Annotated in this window: 14 protein-coding genes; all 14 read right to left on the bottom strand. The window is 32.6% G+C overall.

Annotation, left to right across the window (positions count from 1 at the left end; genetic code table 11):
- Window positions 1–4: 4 nt before the first annotated feature.
- The 14 genes from H0I23_RS04915 to H0I23_RS04850 all read right to left on the bottom strand — a co-directional run bounded on the left by H0I23_RS04915 (window position 5) and on the right by H0I23_RS04850 (window position 23,770).
- Window positions 5–1,669, bottom strand: a complete 1,665-nt coding sequence (locus H0I23_RS04915) for an FAD-dependent oxidoreductase (protein WP_216785343.1) — start codon at window positions 1,667–1,669, stop codon at window positions 5–7.
- 99 nt (window positions 1,670–1,768) lie between these two features.
- A complete protein-coding gene (locus H0I23_RS04910; RefSeq protein ID WP_216785342.1) occupies window positions 1,769–2,593 on the bottom strand; it encodes a DUF1080 domain-containing protein in 825 nt (274 codons plus the stop codon).
- Between the two features lie 351 nt (window positions 2,594–2,944).
- The gene (locus H0I23_RS16750; RefSeq protein ID WP_254073656.1) at window positions 2,945–3,895 is read right to left on the bottom strand and encodes an SGNH/GDSL hydrolase family protein; all 951 of its coding nucleotides are present in this window, start codon (window positions 3,893–3,895) and stop codon (window positions 2,945–2,947) included.
- 97 nt (window positions 3,896–3,992) lie between these two features.
- The gene (locus tag H0I23_RS04900; protein WP_216785341.1) at window positions 3,993–5,363 is read right to left on the bottom strand and encodes an alpha-L-fucosidase; all 1,371 of its coding nucleotides are present in this window, start codon (window positions 5,361–5,363) and stop codon (window positions 3,993–3,995) included.
- Window positions 5,364–5,390: 27 nt separating this feature from the next.
- The gene (locus tag H0I23_RS04895; protein ID WP_216785340.1) at window positions 5,391–7,748 is read right to left on the bottom strand and encodes a PDZ domain-containing protein; all 2,358 of its coding nucleotides are present in this window, start codon (window positions 7,746–7,748) and stop codon (window positions 5,391–5,393) included.
- 19 nt (window positions 7,749–7,767) lie between these two features.
- Entirely contained in the window at window positions 7,768–8,640 is an 873-nt protein-coding gene (locus H0I23_RS04890; protein ID WP_216785339.1) for an alpha/beta hydrolase, read from the bottom strand.
- Between the two features lie 11 nt (window positions 8,641–8,651).
- Window positions 8,652–11,456: a heparinase II/III family protein gene (locus H0I23_RS04885; protein ID WP_216785338.1), complete on the bottom strand. Its 2,805-nt coding sequence runs from the start codon at window positions 11,454–11,456 to the stop codon at window positions 8,652–8,654.
- Window positions 11,457–11,522: 66 nt separating this feature from the next.
- Window positions 11,523–13,049 (bottom strand): sulfatase, encoded by a 1,527-nt coding sequence (locus H0I23_RS04880; protein WP_216785337.1) that lies wholly within the window; start codon window positions 13,047–13,049, stop codon window positions 11,523–11,525.
- 7 nt (window positions 13,050–13,056) lie between these two features.
- Complete coding sequence (locus tag H0I23_RS04875) at window positions 13,057–15,045, bottom strand: glycoside hydrolase family 97 protein (protein ID WP_216785336.1); 1,989 nt, start codon at window positions 15,043–15,045, stop codon at window positions 13,057–13,059.
- A gap of 176 nt (window positions 15,046–15,221) precedes the next feature.
- Entirely contained in the window at window positions 15,222–16,037 is an 816-nt protein-coding gene (locus tag H0I23_RS04870; RefSeq protein ID WP_216785335.1) for an alpha/beta hydrolase family protein, read from the bottom strand.
- A gap of 11 nt (window positions 16,038–16,048) precedes the next feature.
- Complete coding sequence (locus H0I23_RS04865) at window positions 16,049–17,368, bottom strand: sugar porter family MFS transporter (RefSeq protein WP_216785334.1); 1,320 nt, start codon at window positions 17,366–17,368, stop codon at window positions 16,049–16,051.
- A 41-nt stretch (window positions 17,369–17,409) separates the two neighbouring features.
- Complete coding sequence (locus H0I23_RS04860; protein WP_216785333.1) at window positions 17,410–18,516, bottom strand: glycoside hydrolase family protein; 1,107 nt, start codon at window positions 18,514–18,516, stop codon at window positions 17,410–17,412.
- 270 nt (window positions 18,517–18,786) lie between these two features.
- Window positions 18,787–20,508 carry a RagB/SusD family nutrient uptake outer membrane protein gene (locus tag H0I23_RS04855; protein WP_216785332.1) on the bottom strand — a complete coding sequence of 574 codons (1,722 nt, stop codon included), beginning with the start codon at window positions 20,506–20,508 and terminating at the stop codon, window positions 18,787–18,789.
- Window positions 20,509–20,551: 43 nt separating this feature from the next.
- Entirely contained in the window at window positions 20,552–23,770 is a 3,219-nt protein-coding gene (locus tag H0I23_RS04850; protein ID WP_216785331.1) for a TonB-dependent receptor, read from the bottom strand.
- Window positions 23,771–23,869 lie beyond the last annotated feature (99 nt).

The following is a 23,869-nucleotide window of genomic DNA, read 5'->3' as shown; positions in this document are numbered from 1 at the left end:
ACCTTTAATCTTTATGTGTTGAAAATTCTAATACTTGACCATCTTTCTGTAATGTCTTACGTAATGAATCATAAGAAATATCATGAAGGTTCTTTTTATCTTCCAAAGCCAAACCTGCTAAGGTACCTGCACTTTGCCCTAATATCATAAAAACAGGTTCCATTCTGATAGAACCAAAAGCAATATGCGAACTTGAAACTGCCGCTGGTACTAGTAAATTTTTACACTCTTCTCCTTTAGGGAGTATTGTTCCTAAGTGAATTTGGTAGGGCTCTTCGGCATCAATCCCCAAATCACCTTCATTTTGCACATAACCATCTTTTGTAATGTAGCGTTGTGCATTATGTGAATCCATCGTGTAAGACCCCATTCCTATAGATTGCGTCACTTTATTTCTTCCTAAAATTTCATTTTCTGTCATTACAAATTCTCCAATCATACGACGTGCTTCACGCACATAAATTTGATACGGCCAATGCCCATTATCTGCAAATTCATCTTTTGCTAATCCCCATTTTTTTATACTTGTTCTAAATCTTTCTGGCACACTTTCATCATGTCCCCAGAAATAAAGTAAGCCTTTGTGGTATGCAATGTGCTCATCTAAAATTTCTTTCCTTTTCTCGTAAGAAGCTTCAGGGTATTCATAGTTCATTCCTATATTATCTGAACTAAACGGACCTACATTATTTACATCTCGCTTCATATTTGGTATTTTACCTCCTCCAAACATTGAATATCTACCCGATTCAAAAACTCTTCTCAATAACTCATACTGTGCAGGGTCATAATTCTCTGGCTTTTCAAAAGGAACAACATTACCTTCAGCATTGGTAGTACACAACCTGTAATTGTAGGCTTGTACTCTATGATCTCCAGAACCTTGCTCTCCTGGATCTTCTGTTGAGATTCTTGGCAATACACCACTTTTTGGGTCGCCAGGTATCACATAAGGGCTTATTTTACGATCACCAAAGTTGTGGCTGTGATGAAATTCTTCTTTCTGTACGCCATTCCATTGTTCCTTATAAACACTATTTGCTTCTCTACCGACATGATATTTTACCCCTGCAGCTGCCATAAGATCTCCTTCGTACGTGGCATCAATAAATATTTTAGCTTTATATGTAGAACCATCTAACATCGTTATAGAAATAATTTTACCTTTTTCCTTTTTAACGCCATTTTCACGGTCTAACCACTTATCTCGTAAAATTTCGATATTATTATCTTTTACAAAATTTTCAAAAATGTTTTCAGCTACATGAGGTTCAAACGTCCACATAGTTTTTAAATCGTCATCAATAGCGGTAGTCCCTTGAGCTATGTTTCCATATTCACTTTTAGGTTGCCAGTTCCATACTTCATTATTTTGATAATGCGCATAAACCTCTTCATAAAATTCTTTTGATATACCTCCAATTACCCTTTTATTTCCAAGATCTGTAAATCCTAATCCGCTAGAAGAAAGTCCACCAATATGCTTTTCAGGACACACCACTAAAACAGTTTTACCCATGCGCTTTAATTGTATAGCTGATGCTATAGCTGCTGATGTTCCTCCATAGATAATAACATCTGCTTTGTACGTTTTTGGAGTTTCATTTGCTACCAAAATGGTACTAAAAGAAAATAATAAGATAAAAAGAAGTAAGAATATTTTTTTCATTTTCAAATGGTTTATTATGGTTGTAATTAAGTGCTCTTTATTTAAATAACAACTAAAGGTTATTCAATGCATCTCAAAAGCTTTTAAAATACTTTTCGCTTATTTGATAAATTTTTCCATCGGAATAATTTCATCAAATTCTTTTATTTTAATGTTCTTATAATAAATTTCTGCTGTTTCTGATTGAAACCCAATAATACCTTCGCCAACTGAAAGATCAGTACCCATGTTTACTATAACACCATTTAATTTATGAATGGTATACTTATCTCCCATTACAATTACCTCACATTGGTTCCATTGATTATTTAAAGCATTATACTCAACATTTGGATTTGCTAGTAACATTTTATTTTTACGTTGCCCTGTACTTAACCCTCCTTTTTGTGGTAATAAAAATGTTGAACTATCTTTTGCCGCAAACCAGTTAAGTGAAGTTCCGCCTGTAATAAAGTCTCCAGTATGGTTGGCATCAGAAACGTGATTGTATCGTATTTGGTACTCTATACCTGTAGGCCAAATTTTATCATCTGTTACGTGATAGTAAATACCCGCATCATACTGCCATCTATCAAAGTTGTTCGTAATTTTACTTCCCCATTTATATTCAAAACGAAGAATATATTTACTGTATTTTTTATTGGTATAAAAAAGACCATGTGTTCCGTTTTCACCAGTACCTAAGTCTAAACTATCAGGCATATTTTTAAAAACATGTACCATTCCATTATCAATAGCATATACTTTTTTAGCCATTTCATCATCGCCATTTTTTAGCTTTAAGTACCAACCATCCCAATTTTTTCCATTAAAAAGATCAACAAACCCTTTATCAGATAAAGGATCATTATTTCTGTATGTAAATGAAAAAGTTAGGGTGCTTATTAATAAAATTACTATTGCGTAAAATGATTTCATTTTCATAATTTATTTTTTGGTTCTGGTTATTTATTACTTCTGGTTTAGCAAAATCTATTACTTTTTAAAATTTAAAACCATACACTTGATTCTCTATACAATGTTATTTATTTTCTTATTTTTTATATATAAACTATAATTCATTTTATATAAATTATAGCTTATATATAGGTTTATAGCTATTAATAGGGCTTTATTTCAATTGGCGAAAATTTAAACCTTAAATAAAGAGGTGGTTTAATTTTATGGTAACTATAAAATTAAAAAAGTCAAAATCTGTTAAGTGCTCTCAACAAATTTTGACTTTTACAACTCTAGATTTATTCTTGAATTAAAATAATTTTTAAATATTTAAAATTATTTCTTTAAAGCTTTTTCAATAGCCTTTTTAACCAAAGGCTCCATTATTTCGTAACCCTTAATATTAGGATGAACTGTATCTCTACCTAAATCTTTTTTTAATCCTTTTTCTACATTTACCATAGGTTCATAATAATCCAAATACACTAATTTATGTTGCTTAGCATAGGCTTTAATTAAACTATTAAGTGCTATTATTTTTTCTGTAGGCTCTATTGAAGGACTCCAAGAATAGCTACTTGCAGGTAATACCGATGCTAATACTACTTTTATGTTGTGAACCTTAGCTAGCTCTGCCATGGAAAAGATATTCTCAGCGATTTGTTCAAGGGTAATAGGCCCTCTATTTTGTGCTATATCATTTGTTCCTGCATGTATCACTACTGCCTTAGGGCTTAAGTTAATGACATCTTGTTTGAACCTTAAAAGCATTTGCGGTGACGTCTGTCCACTAATTCCTCTGCCCACAAAATTATTCTTATCAAAAAAATCAGGATTGAATTTCACCCACTTTTCAGTAATAGAATTTCCCATAAAAACGACTCTATTCTCTTTTCTATCGGGTTCTTTCAACTCTAAATTTTCTTTTTCATATCGGCCTAAATTAGCCCAATCATCACTAGGCACCAATTGAATTCTAACTACTGAAACCTGAGTATCAGGAGCTTCTTCTGGTAATAATACCGTTAATTTTCCTTCAATTAATTTTATTTTGATCTTTTTATCTGGTTCAGAAAGTAACCTTGCCTCTCTTGGTTTAATTGCTCTGTCTATAACCAATTTACCGTCCGCTGGCCAATTAAAAACATGTGCTAATAAAAATCCATCTTCTACTTGTGTATACCCTCCCCATTTGGGTTTTTCGTACTCACTTGCTTGAGAAAAGCCAACACCAATATTCAAAATGAAAACAATGACTACACTAATTATTTTCTTAGAAACATTCATACTTTTTATGTATTTAGTCTTTTATATGTTTAAATAAATCGACAATTTAAAATGTTGTCGGTTTGCTCATTTCTTTTTAACTACTTCGTACGTTAAATTAGTTAGCTAACTCAATTTTAATCACAGAAACTGTAGCATCTGGAGCCAACATTGGCACATTTAATAACACCTCTCTAGAAGTAGCTAATGACTTCAATTCTGTTTTAGAATCTGTTAATACTGTTGCCTTTTTAACCTTAATATCTTTATGTAATTTTAAAGTACCTGTTTCTGGCCAATCAAAAACATGAGCATAAAGTACGCCATCTTTTTTGGTATAACGCCCCCATTTTGGTTTTGCATACGGACTTGCAGAAGCGCCATAAATAGCTTCTCCATTTATTTTTGTCCATTCTCCCATTGCATTTAAACGTCTGATGCTTTCTGAAGGAAACCTACCAAAACCATCTGGTCCGATATTTAATAAAAAGTTACCTCCTTTAGAAACAATATCTACTAATTTTTGAATTAAATCTTCACTACTTTTCCAATCAGTATCAGATGGTTTATAGCCCCAAGACCCATTCATAGTCATACATGCTTCCCAATCAGAATCGATTCCTGTATCTGGAATTTCTTGTTCTGGAGTACCAAAATCTCCAGCAAACTGCCCTGGATTATTATTCATTCCGTCCATTCCTGTTCTACCTTTATCAACTCTATTATTTACAATAGTATTTGGTTGAATATCACGAATATATTTATAAAGATCTTTTCCCATTTCTGTAGTATAATCAGAAATCCAATCTCCATCAAACCAAACTACACCAACATCACCGTAATTTGTCAATAGTTCTTTTATTTGAGGTTTCATGTAATTTTTGTAATATTTAGGAAATTTAGGATTCACAACCGTAGGATCATCATGTTGAGAAATGTTATAATTAGGATATAAATTTCCTTGTGCTTGTGGATGATGCCAATCTACAATAGAATAGTAAAAACAAAATTTGATACCTTGTTTTTTACACGCTTCTGATAATTCTTTAATCACATCTCTTTTAAAAGGAGCTTTATCCATCACATCATAATCTGATACTTTAGAATCCCATAATCCAAAACCTTCATGATGCTTAGCTGTTATAACAATGTATTTCATTCCTGCATTTTTAGCCATAGTTACCCATGCATCTGCATCAAACATTGTCGGATTGAACATTTCAGGAAATTTCTCATAATCTTCAATGGTATAATCTAATTTATCCATTGCCCATTCAGCACCACCTCCTGCTATCTGAGTATCACGTTCACCTCCTATTATAGAATACGCTCCCCAGTGGATAAACATACCAAATTTAGAATCACGCCACCACTCCATTCGTTGGTCATCATTAAGTTTTTTTACATCTGACTTTTCTTGAGCAAAGCCTGTACTTACATGCAGTAAAGCAATTAGCCCTACTATAAATGATCTTTTAATTATTTTCATTTCTTTAATTTTAATAGTGTTGTTGAGTTATTTAGTTTTTATTATTAATTCTTGTTCAGATTGATTTCGCATGATTAGAAGTTTTAATTGCTCTTTTGTATTTGCTGCATTAATGGTGAAAAAATCTTTAACATTTACTATTTTTTTACCTGATACTTTTAAAATTACATCTCCAGCTTTCAGTCCGTTATTTTGCACTGCAGGACTCTGACTCCATATTTTTAAAACAATAACACCTTCTACTGTGTTTAAGCCATAGGCTGATTGTTCTTGTGCTGAGCTTACATTCTTTAAATCATTACGCAACCATGATATTGTAGTCGAAGTACCGTTATTACTATCATCGGTTATATTTTTTAATTGAGGTATTCTTGGAGTTTTTGAAAGCTTTTTAAGTGATGGTTTTTGAACTCCAAACTTATCCATCGGAAAATTTTTAAAACCAATACTTAAAGCTGGTGAATTTTTTGCCACAGTAAAGTCTAAAGTTGCCGGGTCTTTAAATAATGGATCTCCAAATGCACTGTGATTATCCCTATTATAAATCTGAGATTTTAACATCGCCTCTTCTGTTCTAAAAAAGTTATAATCCAATTCTTTCCCCCATCCTAAAAGTCTAATATCTTGATAAGCTTCACCTACAATATTGTACTTAAAAACATCCCCACTTTCTACAAACCACACATGCGGATGCAAGGAATTGTTTACCATAATATTATTCTCAGCGACTCGATTGAATCCTTCGCGCAGCTTAAGTCCATTATTTAATAATAAATTATTATAAATATGATAGTTAGATGAACCGTCATCCAAATCAATATCCCAACCATGATCACAACGAAAACGATTATTTCTGATAATCGTAGTTTTTATAGCATCCCACATAGGCATGTTTGGGTTTGCTGTAGTCAAACTATCCATTATGGCACGATTTGGATGCCAAAAACGATCACGACCCCATGAATTAAATGAACCATGATCACTAGTTTCTAGTACAGTATTAAACACATCATTAAATTCTAAAATATGACCACCCCAAGTGCCATCACCTATATTTATGCCTGCTCGTGGCACATCATAAATACTATTATGACGAGCGGTAATATCCATCGCCATAGAAATTTGAACTCCGGCCGTTTGCTTTTCTATACGACCAATACGATGTATTAAATTATCTTCTACCAAACAATTACGTGGGTACAGTTCATTTTTAGGTCCAGAAATAGTATCCATTTCTGCTAAAGGAATAAACTCTTTATAATTAAAAGAAGGAGAACGTACTGCAGATGGATCTCCTACAAAAGAAATAGCACTTCCACCGCATTCATGAATATGATTTCCTTTAATCGTCAACGCTGTATTGTATTTACTCGCCATAATAACATTGCCTCCTAAATTGGTAAACTCACTATTGTTTACGTTACAATTCTCAGTACCTTCAAAGAAAATAGCACTACCTCTGTATATATTCCAATCGCTACGCAATAAAGGTTCATATGCCTCCATGAACGTACGCTGGGTATTTTCAAACGTAATATTGCTTATGTTCACATTTTTAACCGGGTTTTCTAAAGTACCTACAACTTGTATCAAATCCTTAAGTACTGAAACTTCAAACGTAACCGTTTCTAAATCCATTCCTTCTGATGGCCAATAATATAATTTGTCTGTAGTTTTATCTAAAAACCATTCTCCAGCACTATCTAACTCTTCAAAAACATTCTCTACCATACGAAATTCTTCGTGTGGCTTAGAGGCTCTATTATTTTGATGCCCACCTTCAAGAATTGCTTCTCCTTCAGTATCAACTCCTATTATTCTAAAATGAAAACCACCCCAACGACCACTATGTAGCGCATGAAAAAAAGCGCCTTTAGGGTTTTTCCAAGTAGCAATACGCTCTTTTGAAATAGCATCTTTTGCATACCCTTGCCAATAATGTCCATCCTCATTGTAGTTTGGATAACGTGCTAAAATTTGTGCTTTGTCATTCACTATCAATTGATCAAAATTTAATTTTTTTGATACTTTAGTGACATATATACTACCACTATATTTTTTCCAATTTGTTTTTAAAGGAATTGAACCTTTTATATGAACCCCAGAAGTACTAGTACCCTTTATCTGTAAGTCACTTAATATAGGTGGAATTTTAATGGGTTTTGCAAGATGATATTCTCCAGGAAGAATATTAATAACAATACTTATACTGGCATCTTTTCCTTTTAACTCTATTGCTTTTTTAACAGCATCTTCTATGCTAGTAAAAGATTTGCTTTTAGAACCTTTATTATTCTTTACTCCATTTGCAGAAACATATAACTCTATAGTATTTGCCTGTACAGTACATGAAATAAATAGTATTAATAGAAAAATTTTCTTCATTTTCAATTCTTATTGTTCGTTATTTTATTTTTTCTTTCAAATATCCAATCGATTGTAAAAATAGATCAACATCATATGTTGTTTTCTCAAAATATTCAGGTCCTTCTTCTTTCCATTGATTAAAAAAACCATGTTTTTGACCTTCGTAAATTAATACATCACAACGACTACCTACAGCTTCCATTTTAGACTGGTATACATAAGCAGTAGCCACAGGAATTAGAGGGTCTTTCCTCCCTAATAAAAACAAGGTAGTAGGTGCTCCTTTTTCTATATTATGTAGGGGTGATATTTCTAAGTACCTATCACCTACCTTATCATATCCATATCCCGTTTTACTATTATCAATTACAGGATTATATAGTACTAATGCATTTGCTTTAGAGTTAATTGAGACATCTTCATTAGGCTCTTCTAAACCTTTTATTATAGCTGTCGCAGCAGCTAAATGCCCACCTGCAGAGCCTCCTGAAGCTACTATTTTATTTGGATCTATATGTAATTTTTTAGCATTATTTCTCAAGTAACGTATTGCAGATTTAGCATCCCTTACAGCATCAAATGGAGTTGCTTTATGTCTTGATTTTACGCGATAATCAACTAATACAGAAACCATACCCCTTGTTGCAAAATATTTTGCTTGATCTTCAAATTGAGTAGTTGAACCTCCACTCCATCCGCCTCCGAAATAAAAAACAATAGTCGGAATTTTTTTATTTAGCTCCACTTTCTCAGGGTAAAAAAAAGTCAATTTTAACGTATCAGCATCAACTATTTTATATACTAAAGTATCTGGTAATATTTCTCTACCTGATTTCGGGTTCTGACTATAAACTTCAAAGAAAGATACCAAAAAAATTAAAATAGCCAGAATGTTTATTAATACTTTCATTTTTTATATTTTTAGTATGCAATTACTGCTTTACTATACCCCTTCTCTAATCTAAATACTAATTGATCTGGATTAGATCTTGATACCTGCCCTTTCCTTGAACTAATTAAAATATCATTTTCATAAATTTGTAACTCAGCAGATTTTTTTCCATCTAAAAAAGGTGCTCTTATTAAAATTGGTCCATCTGACTCTAATACAAAAGTATCTCCATTACGCTCTACAGAAACATTTACAGGTGTTCCAGAAGCAACAATTTCCCAACCATGTTGTTCATATTTATACATCCCTGCAAGAAAGAAATAATCTAAATCACTACTTTTTTTAGCAGTTCTCACGACTGATAGTAAACCTTTTTGATATAGTCCTTCTTTTTCTACCACATCTTCTTCAGTTGTATTTAAAATAACTGTATCGGTTGCATAATCTTTAAATGCTACTCGTATAACTTGTGTGCTTGGATTTTCTTTAATTGTTGAGTATTTCACATCAGAAATCGGATTCTCTTCTCCTTCAAAATAAGGGTTAAAAACCATTGCAAAAGGATTTTCCCATGCTGAAGCATTTCTCTTAACAATTAGAGTTTGAATTGAATCTCCAATAACTTCAGCAGGTGCTGTCCCTGAATCTTTTTTTAGCGCATTTGATTTTGGTGCTAAGGCCGTATAAATACTTTGATTTTCGCTTCCTTTAATCCAAACCTTCATTAAATTATCAGCTCTATCATTCGTTTTTAACCTAAAAAGGGCAAGAACATCTTCAGATGTCTTAACTTTCTTTTTACTGCTTAAATAATCATAACCCTTAATATCACCATATATACTTCCAAAGTCTTTTGTCGATTTTAAAGGAAGTGCTTCTTCTTTTTTATCTAAAATTTGAAGAGATTGTCCTAAATTATGATAAAAATAATCGTGACGTTGTTCTCCATCTATTTGCTTTTTAGATCTAAAAACATCTAAAAAATATCCTTTTGAAGAATTCGATTTTATAATTGCTGTAAACCGTTGTTGGTCCGCTTGTGCTTCAGGTTCAAAAAAGGATACTTTAGAAAAAGTTAGCTTATCAAAAGAAGGTTTTTCACTTACTTTCGGAAAATTATTATCTAATTTAAAAGGGTGGTACCCACGCATAGCATAATAATCTGAAATACCATCTACAACAACTGTATTATGTGCTGGAAATCGAGAGTAATACTCTCTATGATCACTATGCCAATAACTAGAACCTTTTCCCATATCTAAACCCAAAGCATATGTATTTGCAAATAATTCAATTGAAACACCATTAGCATGAGAATGATTTCCGTAAGAACCTACGGTAGATATCATCATCGCATCATCTCCACTTCCCAATCTTTGATTAAACATACTTACGTTAGATGCATAAAACGTTGGCGATGTTAATTTCTCTAGTCCATTACTGTTATCTTCTGATGTTTTTAACTCATCAACATAAAAGAACAATTGCGGTAAATCTTTTGCTTCTCGTTCATATTCTCCCTTGGCAATCATTTCAGATAACAATCCAGAAATAATACCCTCTTTTTCAACATTTTTATATTTACTGTAATTTGAAATTAAAAGTTCGAAATTTTCAGGCGGAAGTGTTTTGTGGTTTGAATCACCAAAACCAATGGTATACCCGCTAGGAAACAAATATTGAAAGGATGCTAATGCTGCTTTTTCAATAATTGGAAAGTTTGATAATTCATTCTTATTTGTTGTATTATCTAAAAGGGTGAAAATATCTAGTAAAGTGGTAATCACATGAACAGAATATGAAGCACATTCTGGCCACATACCTGTTTCTTGATTGTAAACCAATAAAGATTCTTTAATAGCTAATTGTCTTTCTGAAGAAGAATTAAAAGTACGGTCTAAAAAATACTGGCGCCCTTTTCCGTTTGTATACGCTTTGTTTTCATCTAAAACCAGCGCTACATACGTTAAAAATCTAGCCTGAAATAGGTTCCAATTATTATCTGGTATTCCATTATTTATAATTTGATCACCCCATTTTTGAAATACAGCAGCAGTCTGATTTAAATTTACTTTTTCATCTTCAAAATAATCATACAAAAAATCGTATGTCGTAATTAAGTGAATTAATATTTTTTCATGAATAACTTCAAATGTAGCTAATCCAGATATACGTTGTTGAACTCCGTTTTCTAAATCAATAGGTGCATCTCTATAGTACATACCTGCTATGTAGGTTTCAAAAACTGGTTTTGCAAATTCAGCATATTTTTTATCGCCAGTTACCCAATATAAAAAAGAAGCATCTTCAACAAGGCTCATTATCTTACGGTTAATACCTTCAATAGCAAATCCTATTTTTGAAGGGTGTACCCACTCTTTTACTTTTGTTTTCTTATGTGCCAAATAGTAACCACGAGGATCATCAAAATACGGTTCTACATCTTCTAAATTAGGCGTTGAATATTCCGAAGCCCAATCTCTTGTACCTGAGAAACGCACTGTTGGTACAGGAGCATTACCTTCAGAGTGATCAAAATCTCCACCTTTAACAAAAACTTTGTGGTGTTTTGTTTTCCAATTCATTTGCAACCTAGAAACAAGCCATGTTGAATCATTTTCAACATGATTTAAATACTTTTCTAAATTTTTAATTTTCTTATCTACTAAACTTTTTTTCCAATCAATATTTTTAATACTGTTTAAAAATTCAGGTTTAGCTTCATTTGTTGTATAAATTCTGGGGTGTTTACTTTTTTGAGCATTCGTTGTTATTGTACCCGTAAGCATACCGATAAACATTACAAATACAATTGAATTTAATTTTAACTTCATCTTTTTCATCTAACTCACTTCTAAATTATAATTTACTACACCTGTTTAATTTTCTTCCTTTAATTATTAATATTGATTTGGATGCTCAAAATCTCCAATTCTATGGAACACGTTTCGTTTTAAAGGAATTTGCATTCCGTTTGTATCTTCTAACCAATCATATAAACTATTTGCAAAATCTTTAATTAATGGCTGCAGTTCTGGTTTATCTATTAAATTGACAATTTCATTGGGATCGTTTTCAATATCATACAATTCATTGGTATCCCAAATACCATTATATCTTATATACTTATATTTATCTGTTCTTACTCCAAAAACTGTTGGTGTCATCGGAAAATCGTATTCAAAATAATATTCATAAAATATTTTATCTCGCCATTTTGTTTCATCACCTTTTAGCAATTGTATAAATGATTTACCAGGCATATATGCTGGTTTTTCTAAACCTGCACTTTCTAAAATTGTTGGCGCTATATCTACATTTTGGACCATACGCTCAATAGTTTTACCACCCTCAAAAATTTCAGGACAATAAGCCAACATTGGCACTTTTACAGATTCTTCATAAAAATGACGTTTATCAATCAGTCCGTGTTCTCCCCAGCTAAAGCCATTATCTCCCATATAAATAACCAAAGTAGATTCATCTAAACCGTTTGCTTTAAGCCACTCCATAACCGTACCGACACTATCATCAACACCCATTAATGTTTCACAATACCTTTGCACTAAATCATCAAAAGTGCCATCAGCAGTACCATGATACATATGATCTACACCATGCCAACTATCTCTTTGATTTTTTACCCAATCTGGCCAATTTAATTTTTTATACTCTGAACCAATTGTTTGTGTATAACTGTCTGGTTTAATTATTTTTTTTCCTGCATACATACCTTCATGGCGCTTAGCTGGTAAAAACATAGCATGTACTGCTTTATGTGATAAATACATGAAAAAAGGTTTTTCCTCATCTCTTTTATCTAACCAATCTACTGCATGGTCAGTTAATAAATCTGTAACATAAGTTTCTTTATCGTATTGGGTATTTTTTCCATTAATATTTAAATTAGGTGCATAATAATCTCCCTGACCTGCAAAACTTTCCCAATGATCAAAACCTGGTCTTGGACTATCGTTATGGTCGCCCATATGCCATTTACCAAAAAAAGAAGTCTGATACCCTGCTTTTTGTAAATATTGAGGGAAGAATGTTAAATCGCCTGGGTTTGGTGCTACATTATCAACAATTGTATGTACATGTGAATATTGCCCAGTTAAAATACTTGCTCTACTTGGCGAACATAACGATGTAGTAACGAAAGCATTTTTCATGTGCGCACCTTCACTTGCCATTTTATCTAAATTAGGTGTTTTTAACCATGGAACTTTATCTGTAAAGCCCATAAAATCGTTACGATGATCATCTGTTAAAATGAAAATAACATTACGTTTTTTAGACCCTTTTATTTGTTTTAATTTAAGGTTGGTCTCTTTTTTTTGTTTTTGAAAACTCAACACTTCTGTTGGGTATCCTACTAATAATATTAGTACTGTTAAGACTGATTTAAAATTTTTTAAAAGTTTCATAATCTGCTTATTGGTTGGTTGTTTTTATGTGTATTGCAAATCCATTATTTGCTTTAACAACTATTTCTTTAATAGTTGCATTTGTTATTTCAAAATCTTCAATTTTTACATTTGTTCGTGTTTCTACGGTTTCATCATCGGTGTAAAATCTTGCTATAAATTGTTGACCTTCTTCTAAAAAAGAAAAATCCAAATTTATATTCTGAGGTTTTATCCCATTAATACCACCAATAAACCAATCAGAACCTTTTCTTCTTGCTATAACTCCAATTTCTCCAATTTTGGCTTCTAAAACTATGGTTTCATCCCAAGTTGTTGGTACATTATCAAAAAATTCTAATTCAGGTTCGTTACCAATATGTCTAGTATCTCCCCACAAACCATCTTTTTTTTCTGGTGCAGCTGCTGGTTTATCATACCAATACAAAAATTGAAGTGGACTAAAAATACATACTGTTTTTGCTAATTGAGATGCATGAGACCCCATACTATTAACTCTAGAACTGTAATAACAAACTGTGTTATCAGAAGCACCAGCAAGTGTACGCGTAAACATGCTAATTAAAGTATGGGCATTAGGTACCGTTTCCTCATCACCACGAATCCCTTCTTGAGTTAGAAAATTTGGATAGGTTCTAGAAAAACCAGTAGGTCTATATTCATCATGCACATCTATTATCATTTCATATTCCGCAGTTTTCTTAACCGCATCATGTAACCAAGCTGTAGCATCCTGATCTCCTACTCTAACAAAACCATACTTAATACCAGCTACACCCCATTTTTTTAATAAAGGCAATACTTCATCTATTTGTTTTTCTAAAGCACGACGGTTTATATAGAGTATAAGTCCTATTCCTTTTTCATTTCCATAAGCCGTAACTGCCTCCATATCTAAAGGGCCTTTTGATCTTTTAGGGTCTAAGGTTACCGTAGTTGCATCTGAGCTGTTTTTCATCTCATCACCATACCAGCCTGCATCGAACATGATATATTGCATATTATGTGCTGCAACAAAATCAATAGCTGCATAAGCTCCTTTTGTGGTAAGTTTTGTTTCACGTAACACCTTCCCTGGTTTTATCCAAGATTCATCTGTTATTTTAGAAGGATCATTTAAGTTTTGAATGATGTAATTATTAGTTAATAACTCTCCTTCATTTTTAGCCATCATTACCACTCGCCAAGGAGATTGAAATGGTAATTTTTTATGTACTTTATCCCCTGTTTCATTACGATTTGAAATAATAGCCCCAGTAATAGTATCTTGTTTTTGTTCTCCCATCTTACCATCTAAGGTTGATAAAATGCTGTATTTAGAAGCTGTCCCTTTATTAAAACTCAATCTGGCATAATTTACCAACTTTGCTTCGGCTAAAGCAATTTTTAAACTATCATTAATTTCAATAACTAAAGGACGTTCTACTCCTTTTTCTAATTGTGATAATGGAATTTCCCTATACTCACCTTGTGCTGTAAGTACTCCTTGTCCACGCTTAGGTGTAGACCAAACTTTATAATCTTCTTTAAAGTTGTAATGAATATTCTCTGCTAAACCTATTTCCTTAATATTACGTTGTTCAGGGATTTCATAAGAAAAAGCAATTCCTTCATCATAAGCTCTACAAATAATATTAATTTTAGAATCACTTGATTTAAGGAATACTTTAAGTTGATTGTAGTTATCAGGTATTGTACTTAATTCTCCAAAATTCGAATTCCACTCGTTTTCAATCGATGTATTTTCTACTTTTAAAACATCAAACTTACCTTCAAAATTAATATCGTTTGAAACAAGTTCTATAATAGAAGGTAACAAAACCTCTTCACCATTGTAAAACATAGAAAAACCAATACCTGTTTCTAGTAATAGTTTAAACATATTTTTACCATTTGGTGACGTTATTTGAATAGCATCTTCATCCCTATCACAAGCTGAAAGAAATACTAACAAGATAGTACTGATAATAAAAATCTTCTTTTTTAAAATTTTCATATGTTTAGATTCCTTTCTTAAAAAATTGAATTTTTAATTGTGTTAAAACTACATATCTACACACAATTAAATATGGCAATATTGCCCATTCACATGGACAGGTTATCTACAAAGCCAATTTCATCACTAAATTGAGCTGATTTTTTTAAGAAATATTATAACTATTTGTTTTGAATTTATTTTTTGTTGAAAAAATCATTAAAGAATAAAAAATGATATTTGATAGAATTCGCCCAATAAGGTTTGGTATGACCTCCTGGTCGTTCAACATAATCATGAGGAATATTACGCTCTACTAATTTATCATGAAGCCTCATATTTGCATCATAGAAAAAATCATCAACACCACAATCAAAAATGAATTTTAAGTTTTTACCATCAAGTAAATGAAGCATGTTTATAATTGTATTTTGCTCCCAATTTTCAGGGTTTTCTGAATACTTACCTAATCGTTGTGCAATATCCCATCGTAAAGAAAATGGTCTAATATCAACACCACCACTCATACTACCTGAAACACCAAAAACATCGGTATGTTTAATTGATAAATATAGAGCACCATGCCCGCCCATACTTAAACCTGTAATTGCTCTATTTTCTTTATTTGCTAGTGTATTGTATGTGTTATCGATTGTAGAAATTAATTCTTTTGAAACATATGTTTCATATTGCATTGAAGTATCTACCGGACTATCAAAGTACCAACTTGTTTTACCGCCGTCGGGGCAAACAACGATTACATTATAAGTATCTGCATAGTTTTTAATGTCTGGCATTTTAGATAGGCAATCTTTATAATCACCTCCCGCACCATGCAGAAGATAAACCACTGCATATGCTTGGCCTTTATTTTTATAAGAATCAGGTGTAATAACTACATTTTTAATGTTTTTTTTCATTGCTTCGCTATACACTACAAGCGTATCTACTTTTGAAGCAAAAGCGAATAAAGTCAAGTGAAAAAGGCTAATAAAACAGATTATTTTTTTCATAACATTTATTGTTATTTTTTAATCATTATATCTTCTAATTCTTCTAATGTTTTTCCTTTAGTTTCTGGCATCATAAAGGCTACAAATAATAATTGGAAAACCATCATTACAGCAAATACTAGAAAAACTAGACCTCCGCCAACTAATTTTAGCAAGAAAGGAAACAATGACGGAATAACCGCAGCTAAAACCCAATGTGTTGAACTACCAAAAGCTTGACCCGAGGCACGTAAATGATTCGGGAAAATTTCTGAAATAAATACCCAGATTACCGCGCCTTGACCTACTGCATGTGCTGCAATAAATAAGAATAAAAAAATTGGTACTGCCATACCTGTCCACCCTAATAAAAATGCAGCAGCTAAAAGACCCAATGATACGATATAGGCTACTGAACCTATATACATTAAAGTTTTTCTTCCTAATTTATCAATTAAGAATACCCCTAATAATGTAAAAACAAGATTGGTTACCCCTAAACCTATACTATTTAATAGTGCTGAATTCTCTCCTAATCCGGCCTCTTCAAAAATTCGTGGTGCATAATATAATACTGCATTAATCCCTGAAAACTGATTAAAAAATGCAATTAAAAAGGCTAACATTAGCGGAAATCTATATTTTTTAATGAATATAGTTTCCGACTTATCACTTTTTTCTGAATGTGAATTGAATTCTTTTACTTGTGCATCAACATCTGCAGTTGGATCTATTATTTGTAATACTTCTCTTGCCTCAGCCTCTCTTGATTGTGATAATAACCACCTTGGGCTTTTAGGTAATTTTAATGCAAATAATACATATAAAATTGCAGGAATAGCCTCAACACCTAACATCCATCTCCAAGCATTTTCACCAATATCACTTAGTAAATAATTTGATAAATAAGCAATCATGATACCGAAAACAATATTAAACTGATACATGGCAACCAAACGCCCTCTATCTTTTGCTGGCGCAATTTCAGAAATATATGCAGGTGCTGCAATTGTAGATGCCCCGACTCCTAACCCACCAATAAAACGAGCAAAAGCAAATACATAAGGGTCATTAGAAAAAGCAGAACCTACAGCCGAAAGCGCAAACAAAATACCAATAACGATTAATGTACTTTTACGTCCGTATTTATTAGTAGGAATACCTCCAAAAATAGCACCGACAACAGTACCCCAAAGCGCCATTCCCATAACTATTGCTCCATGAAAAGCTTCTGATGAACCCCATAAAGCTTGTAATTTTTTATCTGCACCTGAAATCACTACAACATCAAATCCAAATAGAAAACCTGCGAGTGCTGCGGTTATGGACCATAATAATATTTTTTTATTCATCGTTCTCTACGTATTAATTTAAATTTTTTAGTTTGATTGTATTACTCTTTTAATGGAATTACCATATTCCATGTTTTTGTACCATTTCCAAATCCACCAGGCCCATCCATCGTAGCAAAGAAAATATGCGTAGGTTTTCCGTTTTCTACAAAAACAAAAGGTCGTTCTAACTGCCCTTGTTTAATAGTGTTTCCATTGTTCCATTTTACATTTTTAGTATATGCTCTTGAGTTTTCATCTATTATCCAGTCGATACCATTATTAGAATGTGCTACCAATCCATCACCTTTTTCTCCAGTAATTAAACCTCTTTGGTCTTTCGCTATCATATGATAACCATCATCATCACTCCATAAATGCGGATCTTCAACTTCACCAAAACGTTCCATAGAAAACAAAGGTTCAGTACCAATTACAGTATACTCACCATCATAGCTTGGAGCTGTAGCTACACCAATACTCATATCGCTCTGCGAAATACCGTCATCCTTATAACTTCTTCCTTTAAAAAGTAATATTACAGAGCCATCTTCTTTTATTAAAGGTGATGGATTGGAAGTTAAAAAGCTATAATATGTATTTGGCGCAACGTCTACAATAGGAGCTTCTAAACGTTCCCAAGGTCCGTTTAAATTTTTTGATGTCGCAATTCCGATACGTTTCCCCCATCTGCCTGCAATAGCCCATTTGCTAGATAAATTAAATTGATCTAGATTTTCTTTTGTTACTTCTTCAAAAGGGTGGGTTGAGCCCATATAGTATAAAATATAAGTGTCTTCATGTTTTACTATTTTAGGATTGTGGCATGATTTTCCGTCCCAATATTGAGCACCACGATCACCTAAAGCGACATCCTGAAATTGATAAGGTCCTTCTGGAGTCTTTGACGTAGCATGTACGATTTCAGAAGCAATCATCCAGCCAGGGTGAAATGGTAAAAATTTTGGCCAACGTGAAGCATACATATGATATATACCATCTTCACCTTTTATAACTGTACTTCCCCAAACCCAATAATCTTCCATTACAAAACCTCCTTCAATAGGAGCTTCACCTAAGTTATCACTAATTATATTTTGTGAATTACAAGGTGTAATAAATACTAAAATAGTAATGATAAATAAAAAATTTATAATTTTTTGAAACATCAAGTTTATGGTTTACCAATTATGCTGCAAACTATACTTTAGTACTAAAATGGATGATAAATTATTACTCAATGTATATAAATTAATGTCCATTTATAGGCTATACTTGAGTTTGCAGCTTCAATATACTAATGTTAACCTACATAGCTCAATACAACATACTCTTTTATAAAAGCGCTAAACTTTATAAAACAAAAAAGCAGTTGTAGTAAACTACAACTGCTTATAACTATAAAAACTCAATAAAAAAATACTAAAAACTCAAATTGTTTACCATCCTGGGTTTTGTACTAAAGCAGGGTTTAATTGTATTTGGTTTGTTGGTATCGGAAATAAGTAATTTTTAATACTAAACTGTCTTGCTGTCGAAGGGTCAATAATAGTAGCCTCAACTGGCCCAACACCTGATTCGTAAGTTGTAGTACCAAAAGCAAATAACGAAGGATTATATAAATCAGTATTGTTTTCATATTCCGTATCTGTAATTACTGCTCCAATTAAATCCGCACCTAATACTTCTTCTGCAATTCCCCAACGTTTTAAATCGTTATAACGATTGTTTTCCATATACAATTCGATAGATCTTTCCCTTCTAATTTCTTCAAGCATATCTAAATTGTTTGTTGAAGCTAGTATGTTGGTTAATGGTGCTATACCTGCTCTTTCTCTAACTTTATTCAAAGAAAGGTTTAAATCAGCATCAGAAATAGATCCATCGCGTTCATATAATGCCTCTGCATACGTTAAATAAACTTCAGCTAATCTTAATTGAGGATAGTTCCAACCTTCTTGGCCAGCTTCTCTATACACTGGGTAATTATATACTTGGAATTTTCTATTAATTAAGCTTGATAAGCTAGTACTACCAGGAGGAGGTAAAACTAAAGAACCATCTTCAGGTAAATTATCACCAAAATATGAAATCATTCTATAATCACGATTTATGAATTGAGTAGACATTTTAGCATACCCTTCAAACATTGGTGATTTATCAATTGGTAAACCATCTAAATTTAAAAATAAATCTAAGAAAGATTGAGTTGGTGAATTTCTCCCACCTGTTGCATGTGGAAGGTTATCTCCAGGTCTCTTTAAATCAAAATCATAAATATTTTGAATAATAAATTCTTTGTTTGAAGATTTATCTAAGCCTGCTGGGTTAGATGCTCCATCTTCTAAAACAAATAAATAACGATAACTTAAGTTATCTAATTCATTATTAAAATTAAACAATTCATAACCTCCATTATCAATTACAGATTTAGCAGCTGTAACAGCTTCGCTAATATAAGCTGCTGATTTATTATTCTCTACAGAACCTTGAAAATCTGTAGCATTACCTACATACTTTTCCCAAGTACCTTCATATAATAATACACGAGCTCTTAAAGCCTGTGCGGCCCATTTGCTAATTTTACCCGTATCACCACTTTCAATAGAAGAAGGTAAACCTGCAAATGCTACATCTAAATCTGCAAGAACAGCTTCAACAACTTCATATCTGCTATTTCGTGGTCCGTATAATGATTCACTATCTATTTGAATAACTTCATTTACGATAGGTACACCTCCAAAACGACGTAATAAAGTAAAATGTTGCCAAGCTCTGAAAAAATGAGATACAGCTACATATTCAGTAATTTCTGATGCGTTACCTTCGTATTGCTCAGCTTTTTCTAATACAATATTGATGTTTCTTAAACTAGAATAACCTGCGTTCCAGAAGCTATCTTCATTTTCTATTGTATTTGTGCCTTGCCCGTAAAGTTGTGTCCAAGCATTAAAATCAGTTCCAAAATCGGTAATGTATTCAAACTCACCTCGAGATTGCATATCATCATATAGCGCATTTGTTGCCGCTTCAAAATCAGTTGGATCATCAAAAAATGCAGATTCTGTTAGACTATCTAAATCATCTAAATCTAAAAATTTATCTTCACAGCCTACTAAAAGAAATAGTATGGCTGAAAATGAAATAAGTAATTTTTTCATTTTTCTATATTTTTTATTATTAATTATTGTTTTCTTCATAACCTTAAAATACTAAATTAACACCGAAAGCAACCGTTCTTTGAAAAGGGTAAATCTCTCTGTTATTAGTACTAGTACCCGAAATTGACGCTGGCACATTACTAGATTCTGGATCAAAACCATCTTTAACTGAAGCAAATTCAAATAAATCATTACCAGAAAAATATACACGAATTTTTTGCATTTGTAATTTATCAGAAAGGCTACTAGGTAATGTATACCCTAAAACAACAGTTTTTAAACGTATGTACTTATTGTCTTGTTGAATAATATCATTATAATTCCAGTTCCATGCCGATCTACCACCATTTGTAGTCAGTCTAGGAAATTCAGCTCCTGTATTTTCAGGAGTCCATGATTGACCTTGGTAAGCATTAGTTTGGTTAGACCATATTCTAGCAAAAGGATATGCTTGAAAACCATCTCTAAAAACAGTTTGTTCTAAAGCTCCTTGGAAAAAAGCACTAAAATCTACCCCTTTATATTTTGCCCCTAAATTAATACCAAATACATAATGTAATTGACTGTCACCTACAAATTTAACATCGCCACCTTCTTCAGCGACATCATCAATAAATCCGTTACCATCTAAATCTACTTTTCTAATATCACCAACACGTAATTCAGAAGCGCTACCCTGAACAGGTATTTCTCCTGAACCACCATAAGTTGCATAATATGAATCAACTTCTGCTTGAGTTTGAAATAAGCCATCAGTTTCATATGCAAAATAAGAGTTTATAGGAAAACCTTCAACAGTTTGATTTAAACCGAAACCTACAGATGTTTGCCCTTCCATACTAACCAACTCATTGGTGTTATCACTCATATTTAAACCAATGTTATAAGAAAAATCTCCTTTTTTATCTTTCCAACTTAACATTGCTTCCCAACCTTTTGTTTCTAAATGTCCGCTATTCGTTTTTGGAGCACTACCACCCAAAACAGATGGGTATGTAATTGGAATTAACATTCCGAAGTTGTTCTTTTCAAATAAATCAACGCTACCCGAAAGTTTATTTTGGAAAAATCCAAACTCAAGAGCTATATTTCTAATTTCTACACTTTCCCAAGAACGTGTTGTAGATGTTAACCCACTAACACCTGCCGTAGGTGCATTTGCTGGTGTATCACCAAAAACAGTAGTACCTTGACCAATTGTTGAAACATAATCATAAAGACCAATACCTACTTGGTTACCTGTAGAACCCCAACTAGCTCTTAATTTTAAATTCGTTAAGTCTTCAAAATTTTCTAAGAATTTTTCTTTATGAATATTCCAACCTGCTGAAACACTACCAAAATTACGGTATTTAAAACCTTCAGCAAATCGAGAAGATCCATCTCTACGACCTACTAATTCTAGTAAATATTTTTCGTTATAATCATACGTTAATCTAGATAATGTCGAGTACAAACCTTCGTGAGTTTGACCACCACTATTTGTTTGTGTACCTGTTGCAACGTTTAGGTCATAAATACCTAAATCTTCAAGACCTAATCTTCTAGCAAAAACTTGACTAAATTCATTTTTCTCAGCTGTAATACCTGTCATTGCTGCAATTGTATGACCATTTTGACTAAACTTGTAATTTAAAAATGCTCCGTAAGTTTGGTATGATTTAGTTATTGCTCTAGAATCTATTCTAGGACTAGAGTTTATACTACTTTGGGCAAGTTCTCCATCCCAACCGTACGTTGGTACATTTAATACTGTTATATTTTGTCTACTAGATATTTGGTTATAAGCTGCATTAGCATTTACACTAAAGCCATGACCTAAATCGTAGTTAAGAGTTAAAGATATTTTAGTAAGATCTTCAATAGTTTGATCTCTACCTCCGTCTGTAGTACCCGCTACTGAGTTAGTACCGCCACCTGCTGCGCCAAAATTAGAATACCACTGCCCTAATGGGTTTACTGATGGAAATAATGGTGCATCTTGACTTACAAGACTTGTTGCCAATTGTGATGAAGGACCTGCTGTATCTTCTTTTTGAAACGTTATACCTGCTCCTATGTTCAATCTTTCTGTAATATCATAATCAGAATTAAATCTAATATTATATTGCTTCTGACCATCATACGCTGTCTGTAAAGCTCCTTGATTATCTGCTAAACCAAAAGACAAACGGTATCTAGCTACTTCTGAACTTCCTGAAAGACTTAAACTGTGTTGTTGCCCTGTATTAGAACCATATAATTCATCATATCTATTAGCTGGTGCTAAATAAATATCTCCCCAAAAATTGGTAGAATATATACCTGCTTCACCATTGGCCATTCTTTGCACATTTTCTTGTGTTGCCCAACCCCAATAATCACCAGTACCATCTTGCTCAACTGCTTCTAACCATAAGTTACCGTATTCTTGCATACTAATAACTGGTGGTCTTAAACCTAGTGTATTAAACCTTACGTTTGCGTTATATTCAACTTTTAATTTTCCGTTACCTTTTTTTGTTGTTACAAGTATAACACCATTTGCAGCTCTAGAACCATATATAGATGCAGAACCATCTTTAAGAACACTAATAGATTCAATATCATCAGGATTCATTGCATAAAATTCACTCGTATCAAATGCAGGAGCTCCATCAATAACGATTAAAGGACTTCCTCCATTAACTGAAGTAGCACCCCTAATTTGTAAATTGATATCGTCATTACCTGGTCTTGAAGAACCTCTAGACACCACCAAACCTGGTGTTTGACCTTGTAGAGCTAATGCTGCATTTGTAACAGCACGATCTTCGAAAACTTCAGATTTTACTTGCTCAACAGCTCCTGTAAGAGTTTCCTTTTTTGTTGTACCATATCCTACAACAATAACTTCTTCAAGTGCACTAACATCTGGTTCTAAAGATACATTTATAGATGAATTATTACCTACTGATACTTCTTTAGCTTTATAACCTATAGACGAAAAAACTAGAACACTATTACCTGAAGGTACATCTATACTATAGTTACCATCAAAATCCGTTACTGTTCCTGTTGTTGTTCCTTTTACAACAACGTTTACACCTGGTACAGGCATACCATCATCTGTACCCGTAACAACACCTGTAATAATTGAAGTTTGCCCTTTAGTTATTGGTAATTTTTCTGTTTTATATGTGCTCGGAGCAGCATAAATGCCGCTAAAAGACAAGCCTAACAATAGAGCCATTAATACCTTTGGCTTTATTGAGTACTTTTTTATTTTGTGTGATTGATTCATAAAATACTTTTTTGGTTTATAATTTCATTTCATATTAAACTTTCAGAAAAATGAGTAATAATCTAGCTCTTCGTTTTTTTCTGATGATGCATGTCCTTA

Source organism: Cellulophaga sp. HaHaR_3_176 (assembly GCF_019021925.1).
Lineage (GTDB): Bacteria > Bacteroidota > Bacteroidia > Flavobacteriales > Flavobacteriaceae > Cellulophaga.
The sequence above is the reverse complement of the archived record's forward strand: the minus strand, read 5'-3'. Positions and strand labels throughout refer to the sequence as shown.

What these genes read in the sequence shown, in the direction of transcription:
- H0I23_RS04915 (WP_216785343.1), bottom strand. Translation starts at nt 1,669, where the DNA reads ATGAAAAAAATATTCTTACTTCTTTTTATCTTATTATTTTCTTTTAGT.
- H0I23_RS04910 (WP_216785342.1), bottom strand. Translation starts at nt 2,593, where the DNA reads ATGAAAATGAAATCATTTTACGCAATAGTAATTTTATTAATAAGCACC.
- H0I23_RS16750 (WP_254073656.1), bottom strand. Translation starts at nt 3,895, where the DNA reads ATGAATGTTTCTAAGAAAATAATTAGTGTAGTCATTGTTTTCATTTTG.
- H0I23_RS04900 (WP_216785341.1), bottom strand. Translation starts at nt 5,363, where the DNA reads ATGAAAATAATTAAAAGATCATTTATAGTAGGGCTAATTGCTTTACTG.
- H0I23_RS04895 (WP_216785340.1), bottom strand. Translation starts at nt 7,748, where the DNA reads ATGAAGAAAATTTTTCTATTAATACTATTTATTTCATGTACTGTACAG.
- H0I23_RS04890 (WP_216785339.1), bottom strand. Translation starts at nt 8,640, where the DNA reads ATGAAAGTATTAATAAACATTCTGGCTATTTTAATTTTTTTGGTATCT.
- H0I23_RS04885 (WP_216785338.1), bottom strand. Translation starts at nt 11,456, where the DNA reads ATGAAGTTAAAATTAAATTCAATTGTATTTGTAATGTTTATCGGTATG.
- H0I23_RS04880 (WP_216785337.1), bottom strand. Translation starts at nt 13,049, where the DNA reads ATGAAACTTTTAAAAAATTTTAAATCAGTCTTAACAGTACTAATATTA.
- H0I23_RS04875 (WP_216785336.1), bottom strand. Translation starts at nt 15,045, where the DNA reads ATGAAAATTTTAAAAAAGAAGATTTTTATTATCAGTACTATCTTGTTA.
- H0I23_RS04870 (WP_216785335.1), bottom strand. Translation starts at nt 16,037, where the DNA reads ATGAAAAAAATAATCTGTTTTATTAGCCTTTTTCACTTGACTTTATTC.
- H0I23_RS04865 (WP_216785334.1), bottom strand. Translation starts at nt 17,368, where the DNA reads ATGAATAAAAAAATATTATTATGGTCCATAACCGCAGCACTCGCAGGT.
- H0I23_RS04860 (WP_216785333.1), bottom strand. Translation starts at nt 18,516, where the DNA reads ATGTTTCAAAAAATTATAAATTTTTTATTTATCATTACTATTTTAGTA.
- H0I23_RS04855 (WP_216785332.1), bottom strand. Translation starts at nt 20,508, where the DNA reads ATGAAAAAATTACTTATTTCATTTTCAGCCATACTATTTCTTTTAGTA.
- H0I23_RS04850 (WP_216785331.1), bottom strand. Translation starts at nt 23,770, where the DNA reads ATGAATCAATCACACAAAATAAAAAAGTACTCAATAAAGCCAAAGGTA.